This window comes from Aeromonas enteropelogenes (genome assembly GCF_020097295.1).
Taxonomy (GTDB): Bacteria; Pseudomonadota; Gammaproteobacteria; order Enterobacterales; family Aeromonadaceae; genus Aeromonas; species Aeromonas enteropelogenes.
This window is the reverse complement of the sequence record NZ_CP083625.1, coordinates 3,453,913-3,474,370: the sequence shown is the minus strand read 5'-3', so window position 1 is coordinate 3,474,370 and position 20,458 is coordinate 3,453,913. Positions and strand designations below refer to the sequence as shown.

At 60.6% G+C, this 20,458-nt stretch carries 20 protein-coding genes; 14 read left to right on the top strand and 6 right to left on the bottom strand.

Annotated elements, in window-relative coordinates:
* Positions 1–25 precede the first annotated feature (25 nt).
* From LA321_RS16125 to ttcA, 3 genes are all read left to right on the top strand, one after another.
* On the top strand, positions 26–781 hold the full coding sequence (locus LA321_RS16125) for an FNR family transcription factor (protein ID WP_026458105.1): 756 nt from the start codon (positions 26–28) through the stop codon (positions 779–781).
* A 138-nt stretch (positions 782–919) separates the two neighbouring features.
* A complete protein-coding gene (gene uspE / locus LA321_RS16120) occupies positions 920–1,867 on the top strand; it encodes a universal stress protein UspE (protein ID WP_026458104.1) in 948 nt (315 codons plus the stop codon).
* 67 nt (positions 1,868–1,934) lie between these two features.
* Positions 1,935–2,843, top strand: coding sequence for a tRNA 2-thiocytidine(32) synthetase TtcA (gene ttcA / locus LA321_RS16115; protein WP_042026184.1), 909 nt, complete (start codon positions 1,935–1,937; stop codon positions 2,841–2,843).
* A gap of 93 nt (positions 2,844–2,936) precedes the next feature.
* Here ttcA and LA321_RS16110 read toward each other — a convergent pair whose 3' ends face one another.
* Both LA321_RS16110 and LA321_RS16105 read right to left on the bottom strand, forming a co-directional pair.
* Positions 2,937–3,623: a DUF2987 domain-containing protein gene (locus LA321_RS16110; RefSeq protein ID WP_042069346.1), complete on the bottom strand. Its 687-nt coding sequence runs from the start codon at positions 3,621–3,623 to the stop codon at positions 2,937–2,939.
* A gap of 16 nt (positions 3,624–3,639) precedes the next feature.
* Positions 3,640–4,383: a hypothetical protein gene (locus tag LA321_RS16105; protein WP_042069344.1), complete on the bottom strand. Its 744-nt coding sequence runs from the start codon at positions 4,381–4,383 to the stop codon at positions 3,640–3,642.
* 193 nt (positions 4,384–4,576) lie between these two features.
* On the opposite strand from LA321_RS16105, the gene potA reads away from it, so the two are divergent.
* From potA to LA321_RS16050, 11 genes are all read left to right on the top strand, one after another.
* Positions 4,577–5,680, top strand: coding sequence for a spermidine/putrescine ABC transporter ATP-binding protein PotA (gene potA, locus LA321_RS16100; protein WP_042069342.1), 1,104 nt, complete (start codon positions 4,577–4,579; stop codon positions 5,678–5,680).
* Positions 5,667–6,563, top strand: a complete 897-nt coding sequence (potB, locus tag LA321_RS16095) for a spermidine/putrescine ABC transporter permease PotB (protein ID WP_042069341.1) — start codon at positions 5,667–5,669, stop codon at positions 6,561–6,563. Before potA ends, potB begins: the two co-directional genes overlap by 14 nt.
* Positions 6,560–7,330 (top strand): spermidine/putrescine ABC transporter permease PotC, encoded by a 771-nt coding sequence (potC, locus tag LA321_RS16090; protein ID WP_042069339.1) that lies wholly within the window; start codon positions 6,560–6,562, stop codon positions 7,328–7,330. Before potB ends, potC begins: the two co-directional genes overlap by 4 nt.
* Positions 7,331–7,471: 141 nt before the next feature.
* Positions 7,472–8,539, top strand: coding sequence for an extracellular solute-binding protein (locus LA321_RS16085; protein WP_042069337.1), 1,068 nt, complete (start codon positions 7,472–7,474; stop codon positions 8,537–8,539).
* A gap of 224 nt (positions 8,540–8,763) precedes the next feature.
* Positions 8,764–10,395 (top strand): phosphoethanolamine transferase, encoded by a 1,632-nt coding sequence (locus LA321_RS16080; RefSeq protein WP_042069336.1) that lies wholly within the window; start codon positions 8,764–8,766, stop codon positions 10,393–10,395.
* Between the two features lie 393 nt (positions 10,396–10,788).
* Positions 10,789–11,208: a D-ribose pyranase gene (gene rbsD, locus LA321_RS16075; protein ID WP_042069335.1), complete on the top strand. Its 420-nt coding sequence runs from the start codon at positions 10,789–10,791 to the stop codon at positions 11,206–11,208.
* Between the two features lie 20 nt (positions 11,209–11,228).
* Positions 11,229–12,752, top strand: a complete 1,524-nt coding sequence (gene rbsA, locus LA321_RS16070) for a ribose ABC transporter ATP-binding protein RbsA (protein ID WP_042069334.1) — start codon at positions 11,229–11,231, stop codon at positions 12,750–12,752.
* A complete protein-coding gene (rbsC, locus tag LA321_RS16065) occupies positions 12,749–13,717 on the top strand; it encodes a ribose ABC transporter permease (RefSeq protein ID WP_042026171.1) in 969 nt (322 codons plus the stop codon). Before rbsA ends, rbsC begins: the two co-directional genes overlap by 4 nt.
* 35 nt (positions 13,718–13,752) lie before the next feature.
* The gene (gene rbsB / locus LA321_RS16060; RefSeq protein WP_026458219.1) at positions 13,753–14,628 is read left to right on the top strand and encodes a ribose ABC transporter substrate-binding protein RbsB; all 876 of its coding nucleotides are present in this window, start codon (positions 13,753–13,755) and stop codon (positions 14,626–14,628) included.
* A gap of 113 nt (positions 14,629–14,741) precedes the next feature.
* Positions 14,742–15,674 (top strand): ribokinase, encoded by a 933-nt coding sequence (rbsK, locus tag LA321_RS16055; RefSeq protein ID WP_042069333.1) that lies wholly within the window; start codon positions 14,742–14,744, stop codon positions 15,672–15,674.
* On the top strand, positions 15,674–16,684 hold the full coding sequence (locus tag LA321_RS16050) for a substrate-binding domain-containing protein (protein WP_042069331.1): 1,011 nt from the start codon (positions 15,674–15,676) through the stop codon (positions 16,682–16,684). Before rbsK ends, LA321_RS16050 begins: the two co-directional genes overlap by 1 nt.
* 49 nt (positions 16,685–16,733) lie before the next feature.
* Here LA321_RS16050 and LA321_RS16045 read toward each other — a convergent pair whose 3' ends face one another.
* The 4 genes from LA321_RS16045 to LA321_RS16030 form a co-directional block, all read right to left on the bottom strand.
* A complete protein-coding gene (locus LA321_RS16045; protein WP_042069330.1) occupies positions 16,734–18,389 on the bottom strand; it encodes a GGDEF domain-containing protein in 1,656 nt (551 codons plus the stop codon).
* Positions 18,389–18,865, bottom strand: a complete 477-nt coding sequence (locus LA321_RS16040) for a hypothetical protein (protein ID WP_026457662.1) — start codon at positions 18,863–18,865, stop codon at positions 18,389–18,391. The genes LA321_RS16045 and LA321_RS16040 overlap by 1 nt, the downstream gene beginning before the upstream one ends.
* A 124-nt stretch (positions 18,866–18,989) precedes the next feature.
* A complete protein-coding gene (gene cobB, locus LA321_RS16035) occupies positions 18,990–19,763 on the bottom strand; it encodes a Sir2 family NAD+-dependent deacetylase (protein ID WP_042069327.1) in 774 nt (257 codons plus the stop codon).
* A gap of 60 nt (positions 19,764–19,823) precedes the next feature.
* Complete coding sequence (locus LA321_RS16030) at positions 19,824–20,456, bottom strand: GNAT family N-acetyltransferase (protein ID WP_042069325.1); 633 nt, start codon at positions 20,454–20,456, stop codon at positions 19,824–19,826.
* Positions 20,457–20,458 lie beyond the last annotated feature (2 nt).

The window sequence follows — 20,458 nt, the reverse complement described above, 5'->3', positions numbered from 1 at the left end:
ATAAATCAATTATTCGTATGAGCCTATGATCCCGGAAAAGAAACCTGGCAGACGTATCCAGAGCGGTGGCTGTGCAATTCATTGCCAGGACTGCAGTATCAGTCAGCTCTGCATTCCCTTTACCCTGAACGACAACGAGCTGGATCAGCTCGACAGCATCATCGAGCGCAAGAAGCCGATCCAGAAGGGTGAAGAGCTGTTCAAGGCCGGCGACGAGTTCAAGTCTCTCTACGCCATCCGTTCCGGGACCATCAAGTCCTACACCATCACAGAGCAAGGGGATGAGCAGATCACCGCCTTCCATCTGGCTGGTGATCTGGTCGGCTTCGATGCCATCCACAAACAGGCTCACCCTTCCTTCGCCCAGGCGCTGGAAACCGCCATGGTGTGCGAGATCCCGTTCGAAGTGCTTGACGATCTCTCCGGCAAGATGCCCAAGCTGCGCCAGCAGATCATGCGACTGATGAGCAACGAAATCATGGGCGATCAGGAGATGATCCTGTTGCTCTCCAAGAAGAATGCCGAAGAGCGCCTGGCAGCCTTCCTGCACAACCTGTCGGTACGCTTCTCCGAGCGCGGTTTCTCCGCCAAGGAGTTCCGTCTCTCCATGACCCGGGGCGACATCGGCAACTATCTGGGCCTCACCGTCGAGACCATCAGCCGTCTGCTTGGTCGCTTCCAGAAGTCCGGTCTTATCAGCGTCAAGGGTAAGTACATTACCGTGCTCGATCACGCAGCACTCGGCCAGATGGCTGGCGCCACCCGTCCGACCTGCGGCTGATCTCCCCGCCATTTCCCCTCTCCTCTGCCGGATCCTTTCCTCTGGAATTTGATCCGGCACACGACCGCCACCTGCCTCCTGCGCTAAGCTGTAAATGCTAAAGTCCTGCTGACATTGGTATTTTCCAAGGAGGAGAAGATGGTCAAATATCAGAACATTCTGGTGGTTATCAACCCCGAAGAAGAGCGGCAAATCGCCCTCGAACGGGCGGTCAAGATCGCCGAGCTGGACAACAATGCCCATCTGACCCTGCTGCTCACCATCTATGACTTCTCATACGAGATGACCGCCATGTTGTCGGCGGAGGAGCGGGAAGAGATGCGCCACGGTGTCATTTCCCAGCGCCAAGAGTGGCTGGACGAGATCCTGACTCCCTACCGGGAAAAAGGGATCACCTGCGAGGTGAAAGTCGTCTGGCACAACCGCCCCTTCGAGTGCGTCATTCAGGAGGTGCTGGAGCAGCGCCACGATCTGGTGGTCAAGGCCACCCACCATCACAGTTTCCTGCAAACCTTCATTTTTACTCCCACCGATTGGCACCTATTGCGCAAATGCCCCTGCCCGGTTCTGCTGGTGAAAGAAGGGCACTGGCAGCGTGGCGGCAACATCATCGCCGCCATCAACTGCTCGAGCGACGACCCCGATCAGAAGGTACTCAACGAGCGGATCACCCAGGAGGGCACAGACATCGCCGAACTGCTGGGGGCCAATCTCTATCTGGTCAACACTTACCCAGGCACGCCGGTCAACGTGGCCATCGAACTGCCGGAGTTTGATCCCAAAGCCTACAACGAGGCGATCCGCAAGCATCACGAAAACCTGCTGCTGAGCCACGCCGACAAATTCGGGATCGGCCACCTCTGGACCCGGGTCGCGGAAGGCCTGCCCGAAGAGGTGTTGCCGGACATGGCAGAAGAGCTCAATGCCAACCTGATGATCATGGGTTGCGTCGGCCGTACCGGCCTCTCGGCCGCCCTGCTTGGCAACACCGCCGAGCATGTGGTGGACAGGCTGCCGTGCGACATCCTGATCCTCAAACCGGCCGATTACAGCTGCCCGGTGGACAGCCGCCGCAATCAGGCATAAGGCACCTTGCCCTCCCCCGGGACATGGCTATAATAACGCGCTTATTTGTGTCCCGGGTTTTACGAGCATGCTAGAAGAGCTGAACGCCAAAGAAAAATACAGTTTCAACAAACTGCAAAAGCGCCTGCGGCGCAACGTGGGTCAGGCCATTGCCGACTTCAACATGATTGAAGAGGGTGACAAGGTGATGGTGTGTCTGTCCGGCGGCAAGGACAGCTTTGGTATGCTCGACATACTGATGAACCTGAAAGCCAGCGCCCCCATCCATTTCGATCTGGTCGCCGTCAACCTGGATCAGAAGCAGCCCGGCTTCCCCGAGCACGTCCTGCCGGAATACCTCGACACCCTCGGCATCGAGTACAAGATCGTCGAAGAGGACACCTACTCCATCGTCAAGGAGAAGGTACCCGAGGGCAAGACCACCTGCTCGCTCTGCTCGCGTCTGCGCCGCGGTATTCTCTACCGCACCGCCCAGGAGCTGGGCTGCACCAAGATTGCCCTGGGCCATCACCGCGACGACATCCTCGAGACCCTGTTCCTCAACATGTTCTACGGCGGCAAGCTCAAGTCCATGCCGCCCAAGCTGGTGAGTGACGATGGCAAGAACGTGGTGATCCGCCCGCTGGCCTACTGCAAGGAAAAAGACCTGATCCGCTATGCAGACGTCAAGGCCTTCCCCATCATCCCCTGCAACCTGTGCGGCTCCCAGGAGAACCTGCAGCGCCAGGCCATCAAGCAGATGATGCAGGATTGGGATCGCCGCTTCCCGGGGCGCATCGAAACCATGTTCACCGCCATTCAGGACGTGATCCCGAGCCACCTGCTCGATCACAAGCTGTTTGACTTCAAGAGCATCAACCGCGACTCCGGCATCATAGATGGCGGCGACAAGGCGTTTGATCCCCCCGAGATGCCGAAGGTGCCCCACCTCGACATCGACGAGATGGACATGCTGGATGTGATTGAGGTGCGCTAAGCCCTCTGCTGCCAAAACAGCAATAATCAACAACAATGAAAAAGGAGCGACCCGTCGCTCCTTTTTTCTATCCCTGTGGCTGGCTCTGCCCCGTTACTCCTTGCGCAGCCAGGGGGTCAGTCGCAGCACCTTCCCCTGCAGGCGCAAGGTGCCGTCCGCAAAATCGGCGAGCTGAGCCCTGTTCAACTGCAGCTGGCCATCTTGCCAGGGCAACGCCTCCTGCCGGGCCCCCTCAACGAGATAGGCCGTCCCGCTCGGTTCGACCAACGCGATGTGCACCCCCTCCATGGACGGCAGGAAATACTTGCCCACCATGCCCGCCATCTTGTCGAGCAACTGCTGCATCTGCTGCTGGCGAGTGGCAATCTCCGCTACCGGAAACTGGCTGCCTGCCGGCGCATCGGCCATCACCTGTACCGCCATGTCACAGCTGGTATGGGGCTCTTGCAGCTCCACCACCACAGTGGCCTTGTCGAGATTGAGATCCCCGTCAAAAGGCAGGCGCAGTTCGCTGTCCACCGTTACCTCGGCGGCTACATCCCTGTCCGGCGTCGACACCCGGGCCGAGGTCAGAGTACAGCGCCGGCCATTTTGCGGATCGGTCAGATAAAATCCCAGCCTGGCATTACCGAAATCCCCCTTGGCCACACTCTTCATCTGGCTGTAGAAGGTGCTGTATTGCAGATCCAGCGTAGGGGCCGCCACCGCCAGTCCCGGCAGCAAGAGGCTTGCCAGCAGGGCACGGCGCAACGCCGAGGTCACTCCATTGCGACAGGTCATTCAATATCCTTATGCATCATGCGTTGAAATGATCGGGCCCTTCCCGTTCGGTCACTTCATTGACCTCTACTGCCACACCGCACAGGTCCCGATAGAGGATCCCCTTGCAGTTGAAGTAGAGAGGGGCCATCCAGATAAGTCCCAGCCCCATGGGGAGCAGGGCGAGAAACAGCAGCGCCGCCATGACGCCATGAAACAGCACCAGGCTGGGCCAGCCTCGCACAAACAGCCGCAGGGAAACCACAATGGCCTGCACCGGCGTCAATCCGCGCTCCAGCACCAGGGGCACGGTGAAGATAAGGCCCATGCCGATGAGGGCGGAAGGTACAAAAGAGAACACCACCGGCAAGCCGACCAATTCGAACAGCGGGCCAAACAGGCTGGTGAGCACGCTGCCGAGCAGGCTCAGCATGCCGAGGCGTACGAAGTGGCGAAAAAAGTCGAACACCTGGTTGGCCCTGGCACGTACCCCCACCGACTGCTGCAGCCCCAGCATGTCCAGCGCGCTGGTCATGGGTGCCATGATGACGGTAATGAGCAGGCTCAGCACCATGGCCACGTTCATCTGCGCATCGTCACCGATATAGGGCACCAGCAAGATGTTGCTGAGCAGGATCCAGATTGCCGTGACCCCGACGATGGCCAGCAGCAGGCCAAATCCGGTGCGGCGGGTCTGTTGCCACCCCTCCTGGATCACCCCTTTCAAATCGAGGCGATAACCCTGGCTCAGGGACTGCTCCAGGGAGCCACCAATACGCATTTTGTTACTCAATTGACTATCCAACATCGAAAACGAACGAATCAGGTGGCACATTATAGCGGTTTGATCTGGTATTCGTAGCCGTTTTTCCTGTCCTGTTCGGGCTAAAAAGCCTTTAATTTCATGTGTCGGCTGCAATAGAATGCGACCCTTCTTTCAACACGATGGCCACTGGCTGGGGTGAGACTGGCGGATGATGAAAAACCAACAGGTAATTGTCGCGCTGAACAAGATCAGCAAACACTACGATGGCAAGGTGATTCTCAATGACCTTGACCTTGATATTTATGACGGGGAATTCCTCACGCTGCTGGGTCCCTCCGGCTGTGGCAAGACTACCTTGCTGCGCCTGCTGGCCGGGCTCGAATCGGTAGACAGTGGCACCATCCACCTGGCCGGGGACGAGATCACCCACATTCCCGCCGAACACAGACACATCAATACCGTGTTTCAGAGCTATGCGCTCTTTCCCCATATGACGGTGTTCGAAAACGTCGCCTTTGGCCTCGAGATGCAGAAGGTGCCGGCAAGCGAAATCCGCCAGCGGGTCGAGGAGACCCTGGCCATGGTGCAGCTCTCCGATCTGGCCAACCGCCGTCCGGATCAGCTCTCGGGCGGTCAGCAGCAACGGGTTGCCATCGCCCGCGCCGTGGTCAACAAGCCACGCCTGCTGCTGCTCGATGAATCTCTCTCGGCGCTGGACTACAAGCTGCGCAAGCAGATGCAGACCGAACTGAAGGCACTGCAGCGCCGCCTCGGTATCACCTTCGTCTTCGTCACCCATGATCAGGAAGAGGCGCTCACCATGTCCGACCGCATCCTGGTGATGGAGGGGGGCAACATCATCCAGCGCGGCACCCCGCGCGACATCTACGAATCTCCGGCCAACCTGTTCGTTGCCCGCTTCATCGGCGAGATCAACGTGATGGATGGCACCCTGATCAGCCAGAGCGAACCCGGCGTCTGGCGCGCCGAGGTGGAAGGACGCGAGTGCCTGCTCCACACAGCCCTGCCCTTCAAACCCGCCGACAAGGTATTGGTGCTGCTGCGCCCCGAAGATCTGCGCATTCTCGACAACGGGGACGATCAGGCGGGCGCACTGGCGGGCAAGATCTGTGAGCGCAACTACAAGGGCGCAACCCTGGACTCGATGATCGAGCTCGAGAGTGGCAAGCAACTGCTGATCTCGGAGTTCTTCGACGAGGATGACCCGGATTTCGACTATCGGCTGGGCCAGGAGGTGGCCATCCACTGGGTCGACAGCTGGGAGGTAGTGCTGCCCTATGAACCTCACTAATTCACGCCGCGGCCGGGCTCCCCTGAGCTTTGCCCACAACGGTTTTCGCAACGGGGCCATCGCGCTGATCCTCGGCTGGCTGACCCTGTTCGTCTTCTTTCCGAACCTGATGATCCTCGGGGTCAGCTTCCTGACCCGGGACGAGTCGACCCTCATCAGCCCGATCTTCACTTGGGGCAACTATGGCCGACTGCTGGAGCCCCTTTATTTTGAGGTGCTGCTCCACTCCCTGTGGCTGGCGCTGGTGGCCACCGCTATCTGTCTGCTGGTGGGTTACCCCTTTGCCTGGTTGCTGGCCCATCTGCCGAGCCGCATTCGCCCCCTGCTGCTGTTTCTGGTGGTGGTCCCCTTCTGGACCAACTCCCTCATCCGCACCTATGCCCTCAAGGTGCTGCTCAGCACCCGTGGCCTCATCAACGGCTGGTTGCTGGATCTGGGGCTCATTGAGCGGCCACTGCAGATGATGTACACCGAGGTGGCCGTCATCATCGGCCTGGTTTACGTGCTGCTCCCCTTCATGGTGCTGCCCCTCTATTCGAGCATCGAGAAGCTCGATGGCCGACTGCTTGAAGCCGCGCGGGATCTGGGAGCAAACGGCTGGCAGCGGCTGCACCGCATCGTGCTGCCGCTCACCCTGCCCGGTATCATCGCAGGCTGCCTGCTGGTATTTCTGCCCGCCATGGGGATGTTCTATGTCTCCGATCTCTTGGGCGGTGCCAAGCACCTGCTGATCGGCAACCTCATCAAGACCCAGTTCCTCAACAGCCGTGACTGGCCCTTCGGCGCTGCCATCAGCGTGATGCTGACGGTGCTGATGGCCCTGTTGGTCTACTGCTACTGGCGAGCGGGCAAACTGCTGAGCAAGAAGGGGGAACTGGCATGATGCGCGCACTGAAAGCGGGATTTTTGCTGCTGGTGTTCACCTACCTCTATGTCCCCATAGGGGTGCTGATCGCCAACTCCTTCAACCTCTCCAAGTACGGCATCGACTGGCGCGGCTTTACCTGGAGCTGGTACGAGAAGCTCTTCGCCAGCGCCAGCCTGATGCAGGCGGCCCAGCACTCCCTGACCATCGCCGCCCTTAGCGCCACGTCGGCCACCCTGATCGGCACCCTCACCGCAGTGGCGCTGTTTCGCTATCGCTTCCGGGGCAAGCAGTACGTCAGCGGCATGCTGTTCGTGGTGATGATGTCCCCGGACATCGTGATGGCCATCTCGCTGCTCACCCTGTTCGTGGCTACCGGCGTTGCCCTGGGTTTCTGGTCCCTGCTCATCGCTCACATCACCTTCTGCCTGCCCTTCGTGGTCATCACCGTCTACTCGCGGCTGTGCGGCTTCGATGTGCGGATGCTGGAGGCGGCCCGGGATCTGGGAGCTGGCGAGGGGATCATCTTTCGCCGGATCATATTGCCGCTGGCCCTGCCGGCGGTGATGGCGGGCTGGCTGCTCTCCTTCACCCTGTCCCTGGACGATGTGGTGGTGAGCTCCTTTGTCACCGGCCCGGCCTACGAGATCCTGCCCCTCAAGATCTACTCCATGGTCAAGGTGGGGATCTCCCCCGAGGTTAACGCCCTGGCCACCCTGATGCTCATCGCCTCACTGGGAATGGTGCTGGTCGCCCAGTTGTTACTGCGCAAGCGGCAGGCGTAGCCTGCCCGTTTGCTCGGGTTGTTTGCTGCGCCCCGGCGCAGCCCCTTTTCGCCACATGACGGCGTCACGCAGCAACACCGCTGGCGCAGGCGAACTCTGTCACGGTGGGCCGCAAGGCCCCATTACCTCAAGGAGTTTCTGATGACAATCAAGTACAAGGCGGGCGCCATGATGGCCGTCGCCCTCACCCTCTCCGCCCCGCTGCTGAGCACGCCGGTACAGGCCAACGAAGACAAGGTGGTCTACTTCTACAACTGGTCGGAATACGTACCGGACGGTCTGCTGGAGCAGTTCCAGCAAGAGACCGGCATCAAGGTGATCTACTCCACCTATGAATCCAACGAAACCCTCTACGCCAAGCTGAAGACCCATGGTGACGGCTACGATGTGGTGGTGCCGAGCACCTACTTCATCTCCAAGATGGCCAAGGAGGGGATGCTGCAACCCCTCGACCGTGCCCAGCTGCCCAACTTCAAGCACCTGGACCCCACCCTGCTCAACCACGAGTACGATCCGCAAAACCGCTACTCAGTCCCCTATATCTGGGGCGCCACCGGCATCGGCGTCAACAGCGAGATGATTAGCGAACCCGTCACCAGCTGGAAGCAGCTCTGGGCACCGGAGTGGAAAGAGAGCCTGCTGCTGATGGATGACGCCCGCGAGGTGTTCCATATCGCCCTGGTTCAGCTGGGTTACAGCCCCAACACCCAGGACAAGGCCCAGATCACCGAGGCGTTCGAGTACCTGAAAAAGCTGATGCCCAACGTCAAGGCGTTCAACTCCGACAACCCGGCGGACCCCTTCATCGCCGGTGAAGTGAACATCGGCATGCTGTGGAACGGCTCCGCCTACGGCGCCCAGCGCGAATACCCGGCCATCAAGATGACCTATCCGGAGGAAGGGGCCGTGCTGTGGATGGACAACCTGGCCATTCCCGCCAAGGCCAAACACGTGAAAGAGGCCCATGCCCTCATCAACTTCCTGATGCGCCCGGACGTGGCGGCCAAGGTGGCCGAAACCATCGGCTACCCGACCCCGGTCAAGGATGCCATCCCCCTGCTCTCTCCCGAGTTTCGTAACAATGCCATGGTCTTCCCAAGCGACGAAACCAAGCAAAAAGGGGTGTTCCAGTCCGATGTGGGGGACGCCTCCCAGCTCTACGAGCAGTATTTCCTGCAGCTCAAGGCCATGGTGGCCAACGCCAATTAAGTCCATTGCCCCCGGCCACGCCGGGGGTTTTTATGCTGTTTTCCCACCAAATCTGCCATGCCGTGCGCCACAGGCAAGCAATGCCAGCGTTAACGCCACATTCATAAACCACTTCGTATATCGGTAATCCACAGCGTCATTCACTGAAAATTGGCGACCATGCCAAGTGATCCGCTGCCGTTGTCGTGAATGCCATTTTCACCATCTGCGATCAGGATGCCTGTATGCCCTTTGTGATGGAAACAAGAGTTGTCCCCTTCATTGCCCTGCTGGCGGTCGTGTTTGCATGCCTGTTCAACTGGCCCATCTGGCTGCATCTCTATGACATTCTCTCCCAGCTGGAGCGCGTCAAGACGGGCTTTGTCATCTCGCTCCCCATCCTGCTGGTCGCAGCGCTCAACTTCGTGTTTGTGCCATTCTCCATCCGCTATCTGCTCAAGCCCTTCTTCGCGCTCCTCTTCGTCATCAGCGCCATTGCCAGTTACACCATGCTCAAATATGGCGTCCAGTTTGATCAGACCATGATCCAGAACGTCTTCGAGACCAACCAGAGCGAAGCCCTGGCCTATGTCAGTGCGCCCATCGTCGCCTGGGTGACGGTAACCGGCATCCTCCCCGCGATCGGCCTGTTTTTCATCAAGATCAACTATGCCAACCGCTGGTACAAAGGCCTCCTCGCTCGTTCCCTCTCCATGCTGGTCTCCCTGGCCATAGTGACAGCTATTGCCGCACTCTATTATCAGGATTACGTCTCGGTAGGTCGCAACAATTCGAGCCTCAAGCGTGAAATCGTGCCGGCCAACGTCGTCAACAGCACCACCAAATTTATCTACAAGCGCTTTCTGGTCGAGCCCATCCCCTTCACAACCCTGGGAGATGATGCCAAACGGACGGCCAGCTCGGCCAAACCTACCCTGATGTTTCTGGTATTGGGGGAAGCCGCCCGCAGCAAAAACTACTCGATGAATGGCTATGCCAGGGAGACCAATCCCTTTACCAGCAAGGCAGGTGGCGTCATCTCTTTCAGGCAGATGCGCTCTTGTGGCACAGCCACTGCCGTGTCGGTCCCCTGCATGTTCTCCAACATGGGGCGCGAGGAGTTTGACGGCAATCTGGCCCGAAACAGCGAGGGACTGCTGGACGTATTGCAAAAGGCAGGCATCTCCATCTACTGGAAGGACAACAACAGCAACTGCAAAGGGGTCTGTGATCGGGTCCCGAATATCCAGATCCAGCCCACGACCAATCCCACCCTGTGCAAGGGCGGCACCTGTTACGACGAGGTACTGTTGCAGGGGCTGGATGATGAGGTGGCCAACATGAAGGGGGACAAGATGCTCGCCTTTCACCTGCTTGGCAGCCATGGCCCCACCTACTACAAGCGCTACCCCAGTGAGCAGCGCAAGTTTGTGCCGGACTGTCCGCGCAGCGACATCGAGAACTGCACGACCGAGCAGCTGGTTAATACCTATGACAACACCATCCGCTATGCCGACCTGGTGGTTGCCCGGCTGATCGCCAGACTCAAGCAGTATGAAGAGAAGTACAACACGGCGCTGATCTACCTATCGGATCACGGCCAATCCCTCGGTGAAATGGGGCTCTATCTGCACTCGGCCCCGTACCGGATCGCCCCCGATGAACAGACTCGCATACCGATGCAGATCTGGATGTCGCCAGGCTTTATCAAGGAGAAGAAGCTGAACATCCTCTGCCTGCAAAAAAATGCCAACGCCACCCCCTACTCCCATGACAATCTGTTCTCGTCCATGCTGGGGATCTGGGACGTCAAGACGACCGTCTATGACAAGCGTCTCGATATTTTCAGTCCCTGCCGAAGGACGCAGGCGCCCTGATCCTCCCTGCATCTGCACTGCCGCCCTTTCCATCGCTTCGTTCATTTGCAAGAAAGTGAGCGGGAAACCTTGGCGGCACAACACGAGGTCTGACTCGCCTGGCTTGCAAGGCGGTTGGGCACTGTCAGTTCCATAACCATCAGGGCGGGTTAACCTGCACGCCGTTATCCAGCCCCTCGCCAACGGAGTTGCATTCATCTGGAAGCTTGGCCTCTGCTGGCACCCTTGCCGCCCTTTCTGTTGGCACCTTTGAGATCGTTTTCACATTTTTGCCCCATCGGGATGGCTCTTGGCACTCGAAAGGCCTATCTTTGCGCCATCACGCAACCGGTTGCGTAACCGGTTGCTTTAGACAAAAACAGATGGACAGGCCAAGACCTGACGAGGTGCTGTATGAAACGAGGCGTACTGCTCAATGCCCCCCTGAGTGCCCTGGTGGCACAGATGGGGCACACCGACGAGATCACCGTATGCGATGCGGGCCTGCCCATTCCGACGGGCCCCGAGCGCATCGATCTGGCGCTGATGGCGGGCACCCCCAGCCTCGAGACAGTGCTGGGCGCCCTGCTCACCGATCTGGTGGTGGAGAAGGTGATCATGGCGAGCGAGATCAAGCAGATCAGTCCAGAGGCTCACCAGGCACTGCTTGAGCAGATCGAGGCCCACGCCATCAGCCAGGGCAAACCCATCACCATCGAATACTGCCTGCACGAAGCGTTCAAGGCCCGCACTCGCCAGAGCAAGGCCATCGTGCGCAGTGGCGAGGTGACCCCCTACGCCAACCTGATCCTCTGCGCCGGTGTGGCGTTTTAAGCCCTTTCAAGGAATCAGCCATGAGTACAACCCCCTCGCCCATTCTGTCGCTCACCGGGATCGTCAAGACCTTCCCCGGAGTGCGGGCGCTCGATGAGGCAGGCCTCAAGGTCTACCCGGGTCAGGTAATGGCTCTGCTCGGCGAAAACGGCGCCGGCAAGTCCACCCTGATGAAGGTGCTGACCGGCATCTATCAGGCCGACAGCGGCACCATCAGCTATCGCGGTCAGCCGGTTCACTTCAAAGGGCCTCGCGACTCCCAGGATCAGGGGATCAGCATCATCCACCAGGAGCTGAACCTGCTGCCGGAACTCTCCATTGCCGCCAACATCTTCCTTGGCCGCGAACCGCGCACCCGCTTTGGCAATATCGACCACAAGCAGCTGCGCGAACGTGCCGCCAGCCTGCTTGCTCGTCTCGGAGTCAAGCACGGCCCGGATACCCGACTCGGGGATCTCTCCATCGGTGAACAGCAGATGGTGGAGATCGCCAAGGCGCTGTCGTTTGATGCCAGCGTCATCATCATGGACGAGCCCACCGATGCCCTGACCGACACCGAGACCGAGCAGTTGTTCAAGGTCATCCGCGAACTGCGTGAGCAGGGCTGCGGCATCGTCTATATCTCCCACCGCTTGAAGGAGATCTTCGAAATTTGCGACCGGGTCACAGTGCTGCGCGATGGCAAATGGATCGGAGAGAAGGCAGTAAGCGAGCTCGATGAAGACAAGATCATCGAGATGATGGTGGGCCGCCGACTGGAGGAGCAGTACCCGCGTCTGGTGCGTGAGCTCGGCCCGGTCAGCCTGCAGGTGAAAGATCTTGCCGGCCCCGGCGTGCGCGGGGTGAGTTTTTCCCTGCGCCAGGGGGAGATCCTGGGCTTTAGCGGCCTGATGGGTTCCGGCCGCACCGAGCTGATGAAGCTCATCTATGGCGCCAGCCCCATCCACAATGGCGAGATCCGCATCGATGGCAACCCGCTACGCCCCAAGAGCCCTGCCGATGGCCTCAAGGCCGGCATCGCCTACATCTCCGAGGATCGCAAGGGCGACGGTCTGGTGCTGGAACTGTCGGTACGCGAGAACATGAGCCTGTGCGCCCTCGACGAGTTCAACAAGGGCGGGCGCATCGACGGCCAGGCCGAGCGTCAGGCGGTGAGCGACTATGTGCGCCTGTTCAACATCAAGACCCCCAGCAGTGAACAGCTCATCAAGCTGCTCTCCGGCGGCAACCAGCAGAAGGTGGCCATCGCCAAGGGGCTGCTGACCCGGCCCAAAGTGCTGATCCTGGACGAGCCGACCCGCGGCGTCGATGTGGGGGCCAAGAAAGAGATTTATCAGCTTATCAACCAGTTCAAGAAGGAGGGGATGAGCATCATTCTGGTCTCTTCCGAGATGCCGGAAGTGCTCGGCATGAGCGATCGCATCATGGTGATGCACGAAGGGCGCATCAGCGCAGAGTTCAACACCGAGGGCGCCAATCAGGAGAAATTGATGGCGGCGGCAGTCGGTAAACAGTGGCAAGCAGAGCAAGAGGCAGCACAATGACAACCCAAACCCTTCCCCGCCGCGGCGTCATGAGCAAGGCATGGTGGATCGAGAACAAATCCCTGGTCGCACTGCTGGTGCTGATCGGCGTGGTCTCCTTCCTGAGCCCCAACTTCTTCACCGCCGACAACTTGCTCAACATCCTGCGCCAGACCTCGGTCAACGCCATCATCGCGGTCGGCATGACGCTGGTCATCCTGACCGGGGGTATTGATCTGTCGGTCGGCTCGGTGCTGGCCCTGTGCGGCGCCCTGGCGGCCAGCATGGTGGCCATGGATCTGCCAATCTGGATGGTGATCCCCTTCACCCTGATCGCCGGCACCCTGCTCGGCGGGATCAGCGGTCTCATCATCGCCAAGGGCAAGGTGCAGGCCTTCATCGCCACCCTGGTCACCATGACCGCCCTGCGCGGCGTGACCATGGTCTACACCGAGGGTCGCCCCATCTCCACCGGCTTTAGCGACGGCGCCGATCACTTCGCCTGGCTCGGTACCGGCTACCTGTTCGGCCTGCCGGTCCCCATCTGGTTGATGGCCATCGTCTTTCTGCTGGCCTGGTTCATGCTCAACCACACACGCCTGGGTCGCTACATCTATGCCCTGGGCGGCAACGAGTCCGCCACCCGCCTCTCCGGCATCAATGTGGATCGGGTGAAGCTCGCGGTATATGGTCTGTGCGGTGCCCTGGCAGCCCTGGCCGGCCTTATCGTCACCTCCCGTCTCTCCTCTGCCCAACCGACCGCCGGCATGGGTTACGAGCTGGATGCCATCGCCGCCGTGGTGCTGGGCGGCACCAGCCTGATGGGAGGCAAGGGGCGCATCATGGGAACGCTGATCGGTGCCCTCATCATCGGTTTCCTCAACAACGCCCTCAACCTGCTCGATGTCAGCTCCTATTACCAGATGATCGCCAAGGCCAGCGTGATCTTGCTTGCCGTGATGATCGATAACAAAAGCAACCGTTGATAACACTAGCCACGCCACACACAAGGAATGAAATGATGAAAAAGCTCAATACCCTGCTCGCTGCCGCCATCATGTCCGTGCTGGGCACCGCCCACGCCGCCGACAACACCCTGGCTATGGTGGTCTCCACCCTCAACAACCCCTTCTTCGTCACCATGAAGGAGGGTGCCGAGGCCAAAGCCAAGGAGCTTGGCTACGAGCTGGTGGTGCTGGATTCCCAGAATGACCCGGCCAAGGAGCTCTCCAACATGGAAGATCTCACCGTGCGCAAGGTCAATGCCATCCTGATCAACCCGACCGATTCCGAGGCCGTGGGCAACGCCATCCGTCTGGCCAACCGGGCCAACATCCCGGTGCTGACCCTGGACCGCGGCGCCGCGCAGGGTGAGGTCAAGGCCCACATCGCCTCCGACAATGTGGCCGGTGGCAAGCTGGCTGGCGACTTCATCACCGAGAAACTGGGCCCGGGTGCCAAGGTCATTCAGCTGGAAGGGATCGCCGGTACCTCCGCCGCCCGTGACCGTGGCGAAGGCTTCGCCCTGGCCGTGGCCGCCAACAAGCTGGAGGTGCTCGCCTCCCAACCCGCCGATTTTGATCGCACCAAGGGTCTGAACGTCATGGAAAACCTGCTGGCCGCCCACCCGGGTGTACAGGCGGTGTTTGCCCAGAATGACGAGATGGCGCTGGGTGCCATCCGCGCCGTGCAGGCCGCCGGCAAAGAGGTGATGATTGTCGGCTTCGACGGCACCGACGATGGCAAGGCTGCCGTGGCCAAGGGTAAACTGGCCGCTACCGTGGCCCAGCAACCGGCGCTCATCGGTGCCATCGGCGTGGAAACCGCCGACAAGGTGCTCAAGGGTCAGCCGGTGGAGAAATCCATCCCGGTACCGCTGCAAGTGGTCACCAAATAAGCGCATCGAGTAAACGGATGGGGGGAGGATCGCCTCCCCCTTCCCTCGGTGTCTCTCGGCCTGGGCTCACGCCCACCTGATCCCCAGGCCAAGATGCATCAGGAGTAGTCAACATGAATCGTCTCGTCGTTCTGGGCAGTGTCAATGCAGACCATGTACTGCGCGTTCCCCACTTTCCCCGCCCCGGAGAAACCCTGACCGGCCACAGCTACCAGGTGGTGCCGGGTGGCAAAGGGGCCAACCAGGCGGTCGCCGCCGCCCGGTTAGGTGCAGAAGTCTCCTTTATCGCCCGCATCGGCGATGACGCCATCGGCCGGCAGATGCGTCAGGGCTTTGCGCAGGACGGAATTGACGTCAGCGCGGTGGAGCTCGACGACAAGCTCCCCACCGGCATCGCCATCATCTATGTGAGTGATGAGGGGGAGAACAGCATCGGCATCTCCGCCGAGGCCAACGGTGCCCTCTCCCCGGCTGTGGTAAAACGCCATGAAACCATGATCGCCGATGCCCACACCCTGCTGCTGCAACTGGAAGTGCCGCTCGAAAGCGTATTTGAAGCCGCCCGCCAGGCCCGCGCCCATGGTACCCGGGTGGTGCTCAACCCCGCGCCCGCCCGGCCCCTCGCGGCCGAGCTGCTGGCACTGGTGGATCTCATCACCCCCAACCAGACCGAAGCCGAGCTGCTGACCGGGGTCAAGGTGAGCGATGAAGCGAGCGCCCGCGAGGCGGCCAATCGCTTCCACCAGATGGGTATTGCGGAGGTGATGATCACCTTAGGCTCGCAAGGGGTCTATTGCAGCAACGGCCAGCAGCAACAGCTCATTCCGGGCTTTCGGGTCGAGGCGGTGGACACCACGGCGGCCGGGGATACCTTCAACGGCGCCCTGCTGGCCGCCCAGCTCGCCGGGGCCGATTTCAACGGCGCGGTACGCTTTGCTCACGGCGCGGCGGCGCTTTCCGTCACCCGCTTCGGTGCCCAGAGCTCCATCCCCGGCAAGCAGGAGGTCGACACCTTCCTGCAGGCCCAAGCAGCGCAGGGGCACTGATGGCCAATATCAAGGAGGTGGCGGCGCTGGCGGGGGTCTCCACCACCACCGTTTCCCACGTCATCAACGAGACTCGCTTCGTGAGCGATACGACCCGGGAGCGGGTCTTTGCCGCCATGCGCGAGCTCAACTATGCCCCGAGCCTGGTGGCCCGCAGCCTCAAGGTGAAAGAGACCAACAGTATCGGCATGCTGGTGACCACCTCCAGCAACCCCTTCTTCGCCGAAGTGGTGCGCGGGGTGGAACGCTACTGCTTCGAACAGGGTTACAACCTGATGCTGGGCAACACAGAGGGGCAAGCCGAGACCGCCCTCTCCTACCTCAAGATGATGCTGCGCAAACGGGTGGATGGCCTGCTTATCATGTGCAGCGAGGGGCAGCAGGAGGTGTTCAACCAGCTCGACTGGCTCAAGAGCCTGCCGGTGGTAGTGATGGACTGGGGCATGGATAGCCGGGAGGTGGATCTTATCGCCGACAACTCCCATCGCGGCGGTTACCTGGCAACCCGCCACCTGATCGAACTTGGCCACACTGCCATCGGCTGCATCACGGGCCCCCACAACCGCGCCCCCGCCAACCAGCGTCAGGCGGGGTTCGAGCAGGCGATGCAGGAAGCGGGGCTCACCGTGAACCCAGCCTGGATCCAGGAGGGTGACTTTGACTGTGCCAGCGGCCATCAGGCCATGAGACGTCTGCTGGCGCAACCTTCGCGCCCCACTGCCCTGTTTGTCTGCAACGACATGATGGCGATGGGAGCCATCAGTGCCGCCCATCAAGTGGGACTGCACATACCCCGCGATCTCTCCATCGTCGGTTATGACAACGTGGCGCTGGCAGAATTTATGTCACCGCCCCTCACCACCATCAACCAACCCAAGGAGGAGCTGGGACGCCTCGCCGTCACTCGCCTGCTGGCGCGGATCAATGGCGAACAGGTGGAAAACAGGATGATCACGGTCGAGCCGGATCTGGTGATCAGAACCTCCTGCGCCCCTCCCCCCAAGGCCTAAACCGACACGTTCGCAGAGACAACAAGGGCGACCCCGGGGTCGCCCTTTGTCATGGATTTGCCGGGTTGTTCGCCTCGGGCGTATCGACCGGGCGCAGCCACTGCAATCCCAGTCGATTGGCCAGCGGCTGCAACAAATCGCCGTGGGTTGCAGGCTCAGGCAACCAGTAGCGTACCGGCCAGCCAGCCGCCAGCGTGGCGGGCGTGCAGGAGCCCAATTGCGCGAGGGCCAGCACGCAGCCGCAGGCTTGCACCCGCGCCAGCAGCGCCGCCTCCTTTTGCAGGGTGGGCACTCGCAGCACGAGGGGGTTTGGGAGCACATCCGGCAGATAAGCCAGCACATGGGCCAACTGCACCTGATTATCCAGCGCCACCAGCCGTGACTCGCCCTCACTCGCCGCCGTGTCATCCTCTTGCAGCAACCGGGCCATGACGGGCCCAAGCAGTCCCCCCTCCTGCAACCAGCTCACCTCACAGGGAGCCAGACTCTCCTGCCAGCGCAGGGACCACTGCCACAAACGCTCCCCCTGCTCACTGCACAGCGCCAGCCTGTCGATCAGCAAGGGGCAAGGCGCCTCGTCGGCCAGCCAGTCGCGCAATCGCTGGGCCTGCTGCTGGTTCAGCATCAGTTGTTGCTGCATGCCGGGCTGGTACCAGACTGGCTCGCAGCTGCCATCTCGCTTGGCCTGATTGAGGGCGAGGATGGCCTGATCGAGCAGGCGCACGGGATCCTGCGGTGGCAACACCTCAGACCCTCCCAGCCTGCAGGCGAGATCGAAACGGCTCTCCCGGGTCACGAATTCGAAGTGAAGCAGCGCCATCAGATCGCGGATCTGCACCGCCAGCGGCTGCTTGCCGGCGGTCAAGATCACCGCAAACTCGTCACCGCCCAGCCGGTAGGCATTCCCCTGATGGGCCTGCTGCAGCTTGCTGGCCACCGTTTGCAACAGCCGATCGCCCACCTGATAACCGAGCAGATCGTTGACCTGCTTGAAGCGCTTGAGATCGAGTACCACCAGCGCCAGTACGCCGGGGGTTTGCAGGGCGCGCGCCAGCTCCTCCTGCAGTGCCCGACGATTGCCGAGCCGGGTCAGGGGATCGCTTAAGGAGAGACGCCGGTTCTGCAAATTGGCCCGGATCAGGGCATAGACCAGCACGCCACCGGTCGCCAGCAGGACGAGCTGCCAGATCTGCAGCCAGAACAGGGTATCGCGGATCTGGTTGACCGACACCTCCCGCTCCTGGCCGGAGAGAATGTGTTCGCCTATCTGTTCAATCTGGCGGGTCTGCTCGCCCATCTGAGCCAGCAAGATGTCCAACTCCCGCCAAGGCACTGTCCCACCATCCATCAGGGGCTCGAGCTGCTTGAGCTGCTCGAACAGCCGGGCGACATGCCTGCCTAATCCATAGCGCTCCCGAACCTCGGCGGTCTCGCTGCCGATAAGGAAGATATCGAGCCGGTTCCACAGCAGATCGTAATGAAGGCTCAGGGTCTCCATCTCCAGCCAGCCAGCCCGATAGAGGCGCAGATCGAAGAGAAAGCGCTGGGACTCCAGCATCACCTGGCTGATGTTCCAGTGGACATTGCGGTAGTAGGTATCGAGCAGCTGATCCTGTTTGTGCTGCAGATAGAGGCCGCAGCCGGAGGAGATCAGAAACAGCAGGATAATGGCGATCAGCAATCCATTGTGGCGTCGACGCCCCATCAGCGGATCACCTCGATGCGGTTCACCTGCCACACCATGTTGTTGTGGATGGCCGGCACGTCCAGCTTGGGATAGTCGGAAAAGGGGATCAGCAGCCAGAGCGGCCCCTTGTTGCGCCGGGTCAGCGGTTTGTCATCCTCATGGCGAACCAGGGTCAGGGGCACCCCGTCAAACAGGGCGAGATCCACCTCCTGCTGATAACCATTGAGAGCCGATACGGCGATCTTGCGGGCCTGTGGCACTCCTTGCGCAGCCAGCACGGTCGTCAGGGTCGGACCGCGATAGCGATGAGTGCCTCGGGTCCAGGGGGTCACGGTCTGAAATTCGGTCTGCGGCAGCGTCGCCAGGTCGGTTTCATTGAGCTGACGCTGCTGGCCATCCGGCAACACCAGCGTTATCAGGGGGGAAGCGGCCGATGCACAGGCACTGGCCAGCACCAGGAGGATAAAAGCACTCCATTGCTTCATTCTATTCATGATTATTGCGCCAACTAGATCCCATCATTTGGCTGTCAGTGTGGCGACTTCAATGAGCCATTGCAACTGTAGATATTGTAATCAAGATGGATTTTTCCCTTCCCCTACAAGTAGTTCCGAAACGTCAGGAGCCACGCATCTCCATCCAGTTGTGTCCATCCACTATCCTGGGCTGATGGATGCCACACGCCTCGAGCAACTCGTCCACATAGGCGGGTACCAGCAGTGATGCCGGGCCATAACGCTTCTCGTCAAACTGACTGCCCACCTCGCTCGGCTCCAGGTTGAGCTCTATGGTATGGGCGCCGTTCAAACCCGCCTCATGCACGAAACCGGCGGCAGGATAGACGGCGCCGGACGTGCCGATGGAGATGAAGAGATCACACTGGGCCAAGGCGCTGTAGATGCGATCCAGCCCCAGCGGCATCTCGCCAAACCAGACGACGTGCGGGCGCAGCGGCTGGGGGAACTGGCAGCAGGAGCAGAGTTCGTGCTGAGACAGATCGCCGCGCCACTCGATCACCTGCCCCGATTCGGGGCAACGCGCCTTAAGCAGCTCGCCATGCATATGGATAAGGTTCTTGCTGCCCGCGCTCTCGTGCAGGTTGTCGATATTCTGGGTCACCAGGGTCACCGACCCCGGGAAGAGGCGCTCGAGTCGAGCCAGGGCATAGTGGGCAGGATTGGGATGAACCTGGGGTTGCTGCAGTTGCTTGCGGCGGGAGTTGTAGAAGTGTTGCACCAGTTGCGGATCCCGGGCATAGCCTTCCGGCGTCGCCACGTCTTCCACCCTGTGCTCCTCCCACAGACCGTCGCAGGCACGGAAGGTCTTGATCCCGGATTCGGCAGAGATCCCGGCACCGGTCAGGATCACTATATGTTTGAACGTCTGTCCCATGACATCTTCCTTTTCATCCCTGCTCATAGCTGTGACCTTAGCACAGGGGAAAATGGGGCTCTATTCGCCCTTGGTATTAAGGGCGTGGACGGGGAGCCACTCATCCAGCACGCTGAGATCCAGCCTGACGAACACCAGCTCGCGCCCCGTAACCAGGGTCAGGGGCAACCCCAATCGCTTGAGCAGAGTCAGCATGGGGCGGTTCTGGGCCAGCACCTCGGCCACCCACTCCCGGATCCCTTCCGACCTGGCAAGCAGGGCCAATGCCAGCAGGATGCGCCTGCCCGCCCCCCTGTGCTGGAAATGATCCGCCACGATGCAGGAAAACTCGGCCCGCTCCGGATGGCGGTGACGACGGATGGATTGGGCCTGGGCCAACGGATGACCATCCTGCGCTGTGAGCAGCAGCGAGATCTGCCGGGCCGGATCGTAATGAAGAAAGGCTGCGACCTGATCGGGTGGCGGTGCCAGCTTGGGGCGCATGAAACGCAGATAGACGCTCTCTTCGCTAAGGGCATCGTAGGCTGCCAGCATGCTGGCGGGCTCGACGCCCCGCAGCTCACGCAGCTGGCAAGGCTCCTCTGCAATCGTCATCGCGACGGGCAGCTCGGCACGGGAGTGCGGAGTGTGCCATCCCGCCAACCCCTTCTCCAGACGTTCCCTGTGCATCGGCCAGCAAAGATAACGAGCCATGG

Bases quoted from the DNA above. Each gene is read 5' to 3' on its own strand.
- LA321_RS16125 (WP_026458105.1), top strand. From the start codon at position 26: ATGATCCCGGAAAAGAAACCTGGCAGACGTATCCAGAGCGGTGGCTGT.
- uspE (WP_026458104.1), top strand. From the start codon at position 920: ATGGTCAAATATCAGAACATTCTGGTGGTTATCAACCCCGAAGAAGAG.
- ttcA (WP_042026184.1), top strand. From the start codon at position 1,935: ATGCTAGAAGAGCTGAACGCCAAAGAAAAATACAGTTTCAACAAACTG.
- LA321_RS16110 (WP_042069346.1), bottom strand. From the start codon at position 3,623: ATGACCTGTCGCAATGGAGTGACCTCGGCGTTGCGCCGTGCCCTGCTG.
- LA321_RS16105 (WP_042069344.1), bottom strand. From the start codon at position 4,383: ATGCGTATTGGTGGCTCCCTGGAGCAGTCCCTGAGCCAGGGTTATCGC.
- potA (WP_042069342.1), top strand. From the start codon at position 4,577: ATGATGAAAAACCAACAGGTAATTGTCGCGCTGAACAAGATCAGCAAA.
- potB (WP_042069341.1), top strand. From the start codon at position 5,667: ATGAACCTCACTAATTCACGCCGCGGCCGGGCTCCCCTGAGCTTTGCC.
- potC (WP_042069339.1), top strand. From the start codon at position 6,560: ATGATGCGCGCACTGAAAGCGGGATTTTTGCTGCTGGTGTTCACCTAC.
- LA321_RS16085 (WP_042069337.1), top strand. From the start codon at position 7,472: ATGACAATCAAGTACAAGGCGGGCGCCATGATGGCCGTCGCCCTCACC.
- LA321_RS16080 (WP_042069336.1), top strand. From the start codon at position 8,764: ATGCCCTTTGTGATGGAAACAAGAGTTGTCCCCTTCATTGCCCTGCTG.
- rbsD (WP_042069335.1), top strand. From the start codon at position 10,789: ATGAAACGAGGCGTACTGCTCAATGCCCCCCTGAGTGCCCTGGTGGCA.
- rbsA (WP_042069334.1), top strand. From the start codon at position 11,229: ATGAGTACAACCCCCTCGCCCATTCTGTCGCTCACCGGGATCGTCAAG.
- rbsC (WP_042026171.1), top strand. From the start codon at position 12,749: ATGACAACCCAAACCCTTCCCCGCCGCGGCGTCATGAGCAAGGCATGG.
- rbsB (WP_026458219.1), top strand. From the start codon at position 13,753: ATGAAAAAGCTCAATACCCTGCTCGCTGCCGCCATCATGTCCGTGCTG.
- rbsK (WP_042069333.1), top strand. From the start codon at position 14,742: ATGAATCGTCTCGTCGTTCTGGGCAGTGTCAATGCAGACCATGTACTG.
- LA321_RS16050 (WP_042069331.1), top strand. From the start codon at position 15,674: ATGGCCAATATCAAGGAGGTGGCGGCGCTGGCGGGGGTCTCCACCACC.
- LA321_RS16045 (WP_042069330.1), bottom strand. From the start codon at position 18,389: ATGGGGCGTCGACGCCACAATGGATTGCTGATCGCCATTATCCTGCTG.
- LA321_RS16040 (WP_026457662.1), bottom strand. From the start codon at position 18,865: ATGAATAGAATGAAGCAATGGAGTGCTTTTATCCTCCTGGTGCTGGCC.
- cobB (WP_042069327.1), bottom strand. From the start codon at position 19,763: ATGGGACAGACGTTCAAACATATAGTGATCCTGACCGGTGCCGGGATC.
- LA321_RS16030 (WP_042069325.1), bottom strand. From the start codon at position 20,456: ATGGCTCGTTATCTTTGCTGGCCGATGCACAGGGAACGTCTGGAGAAG.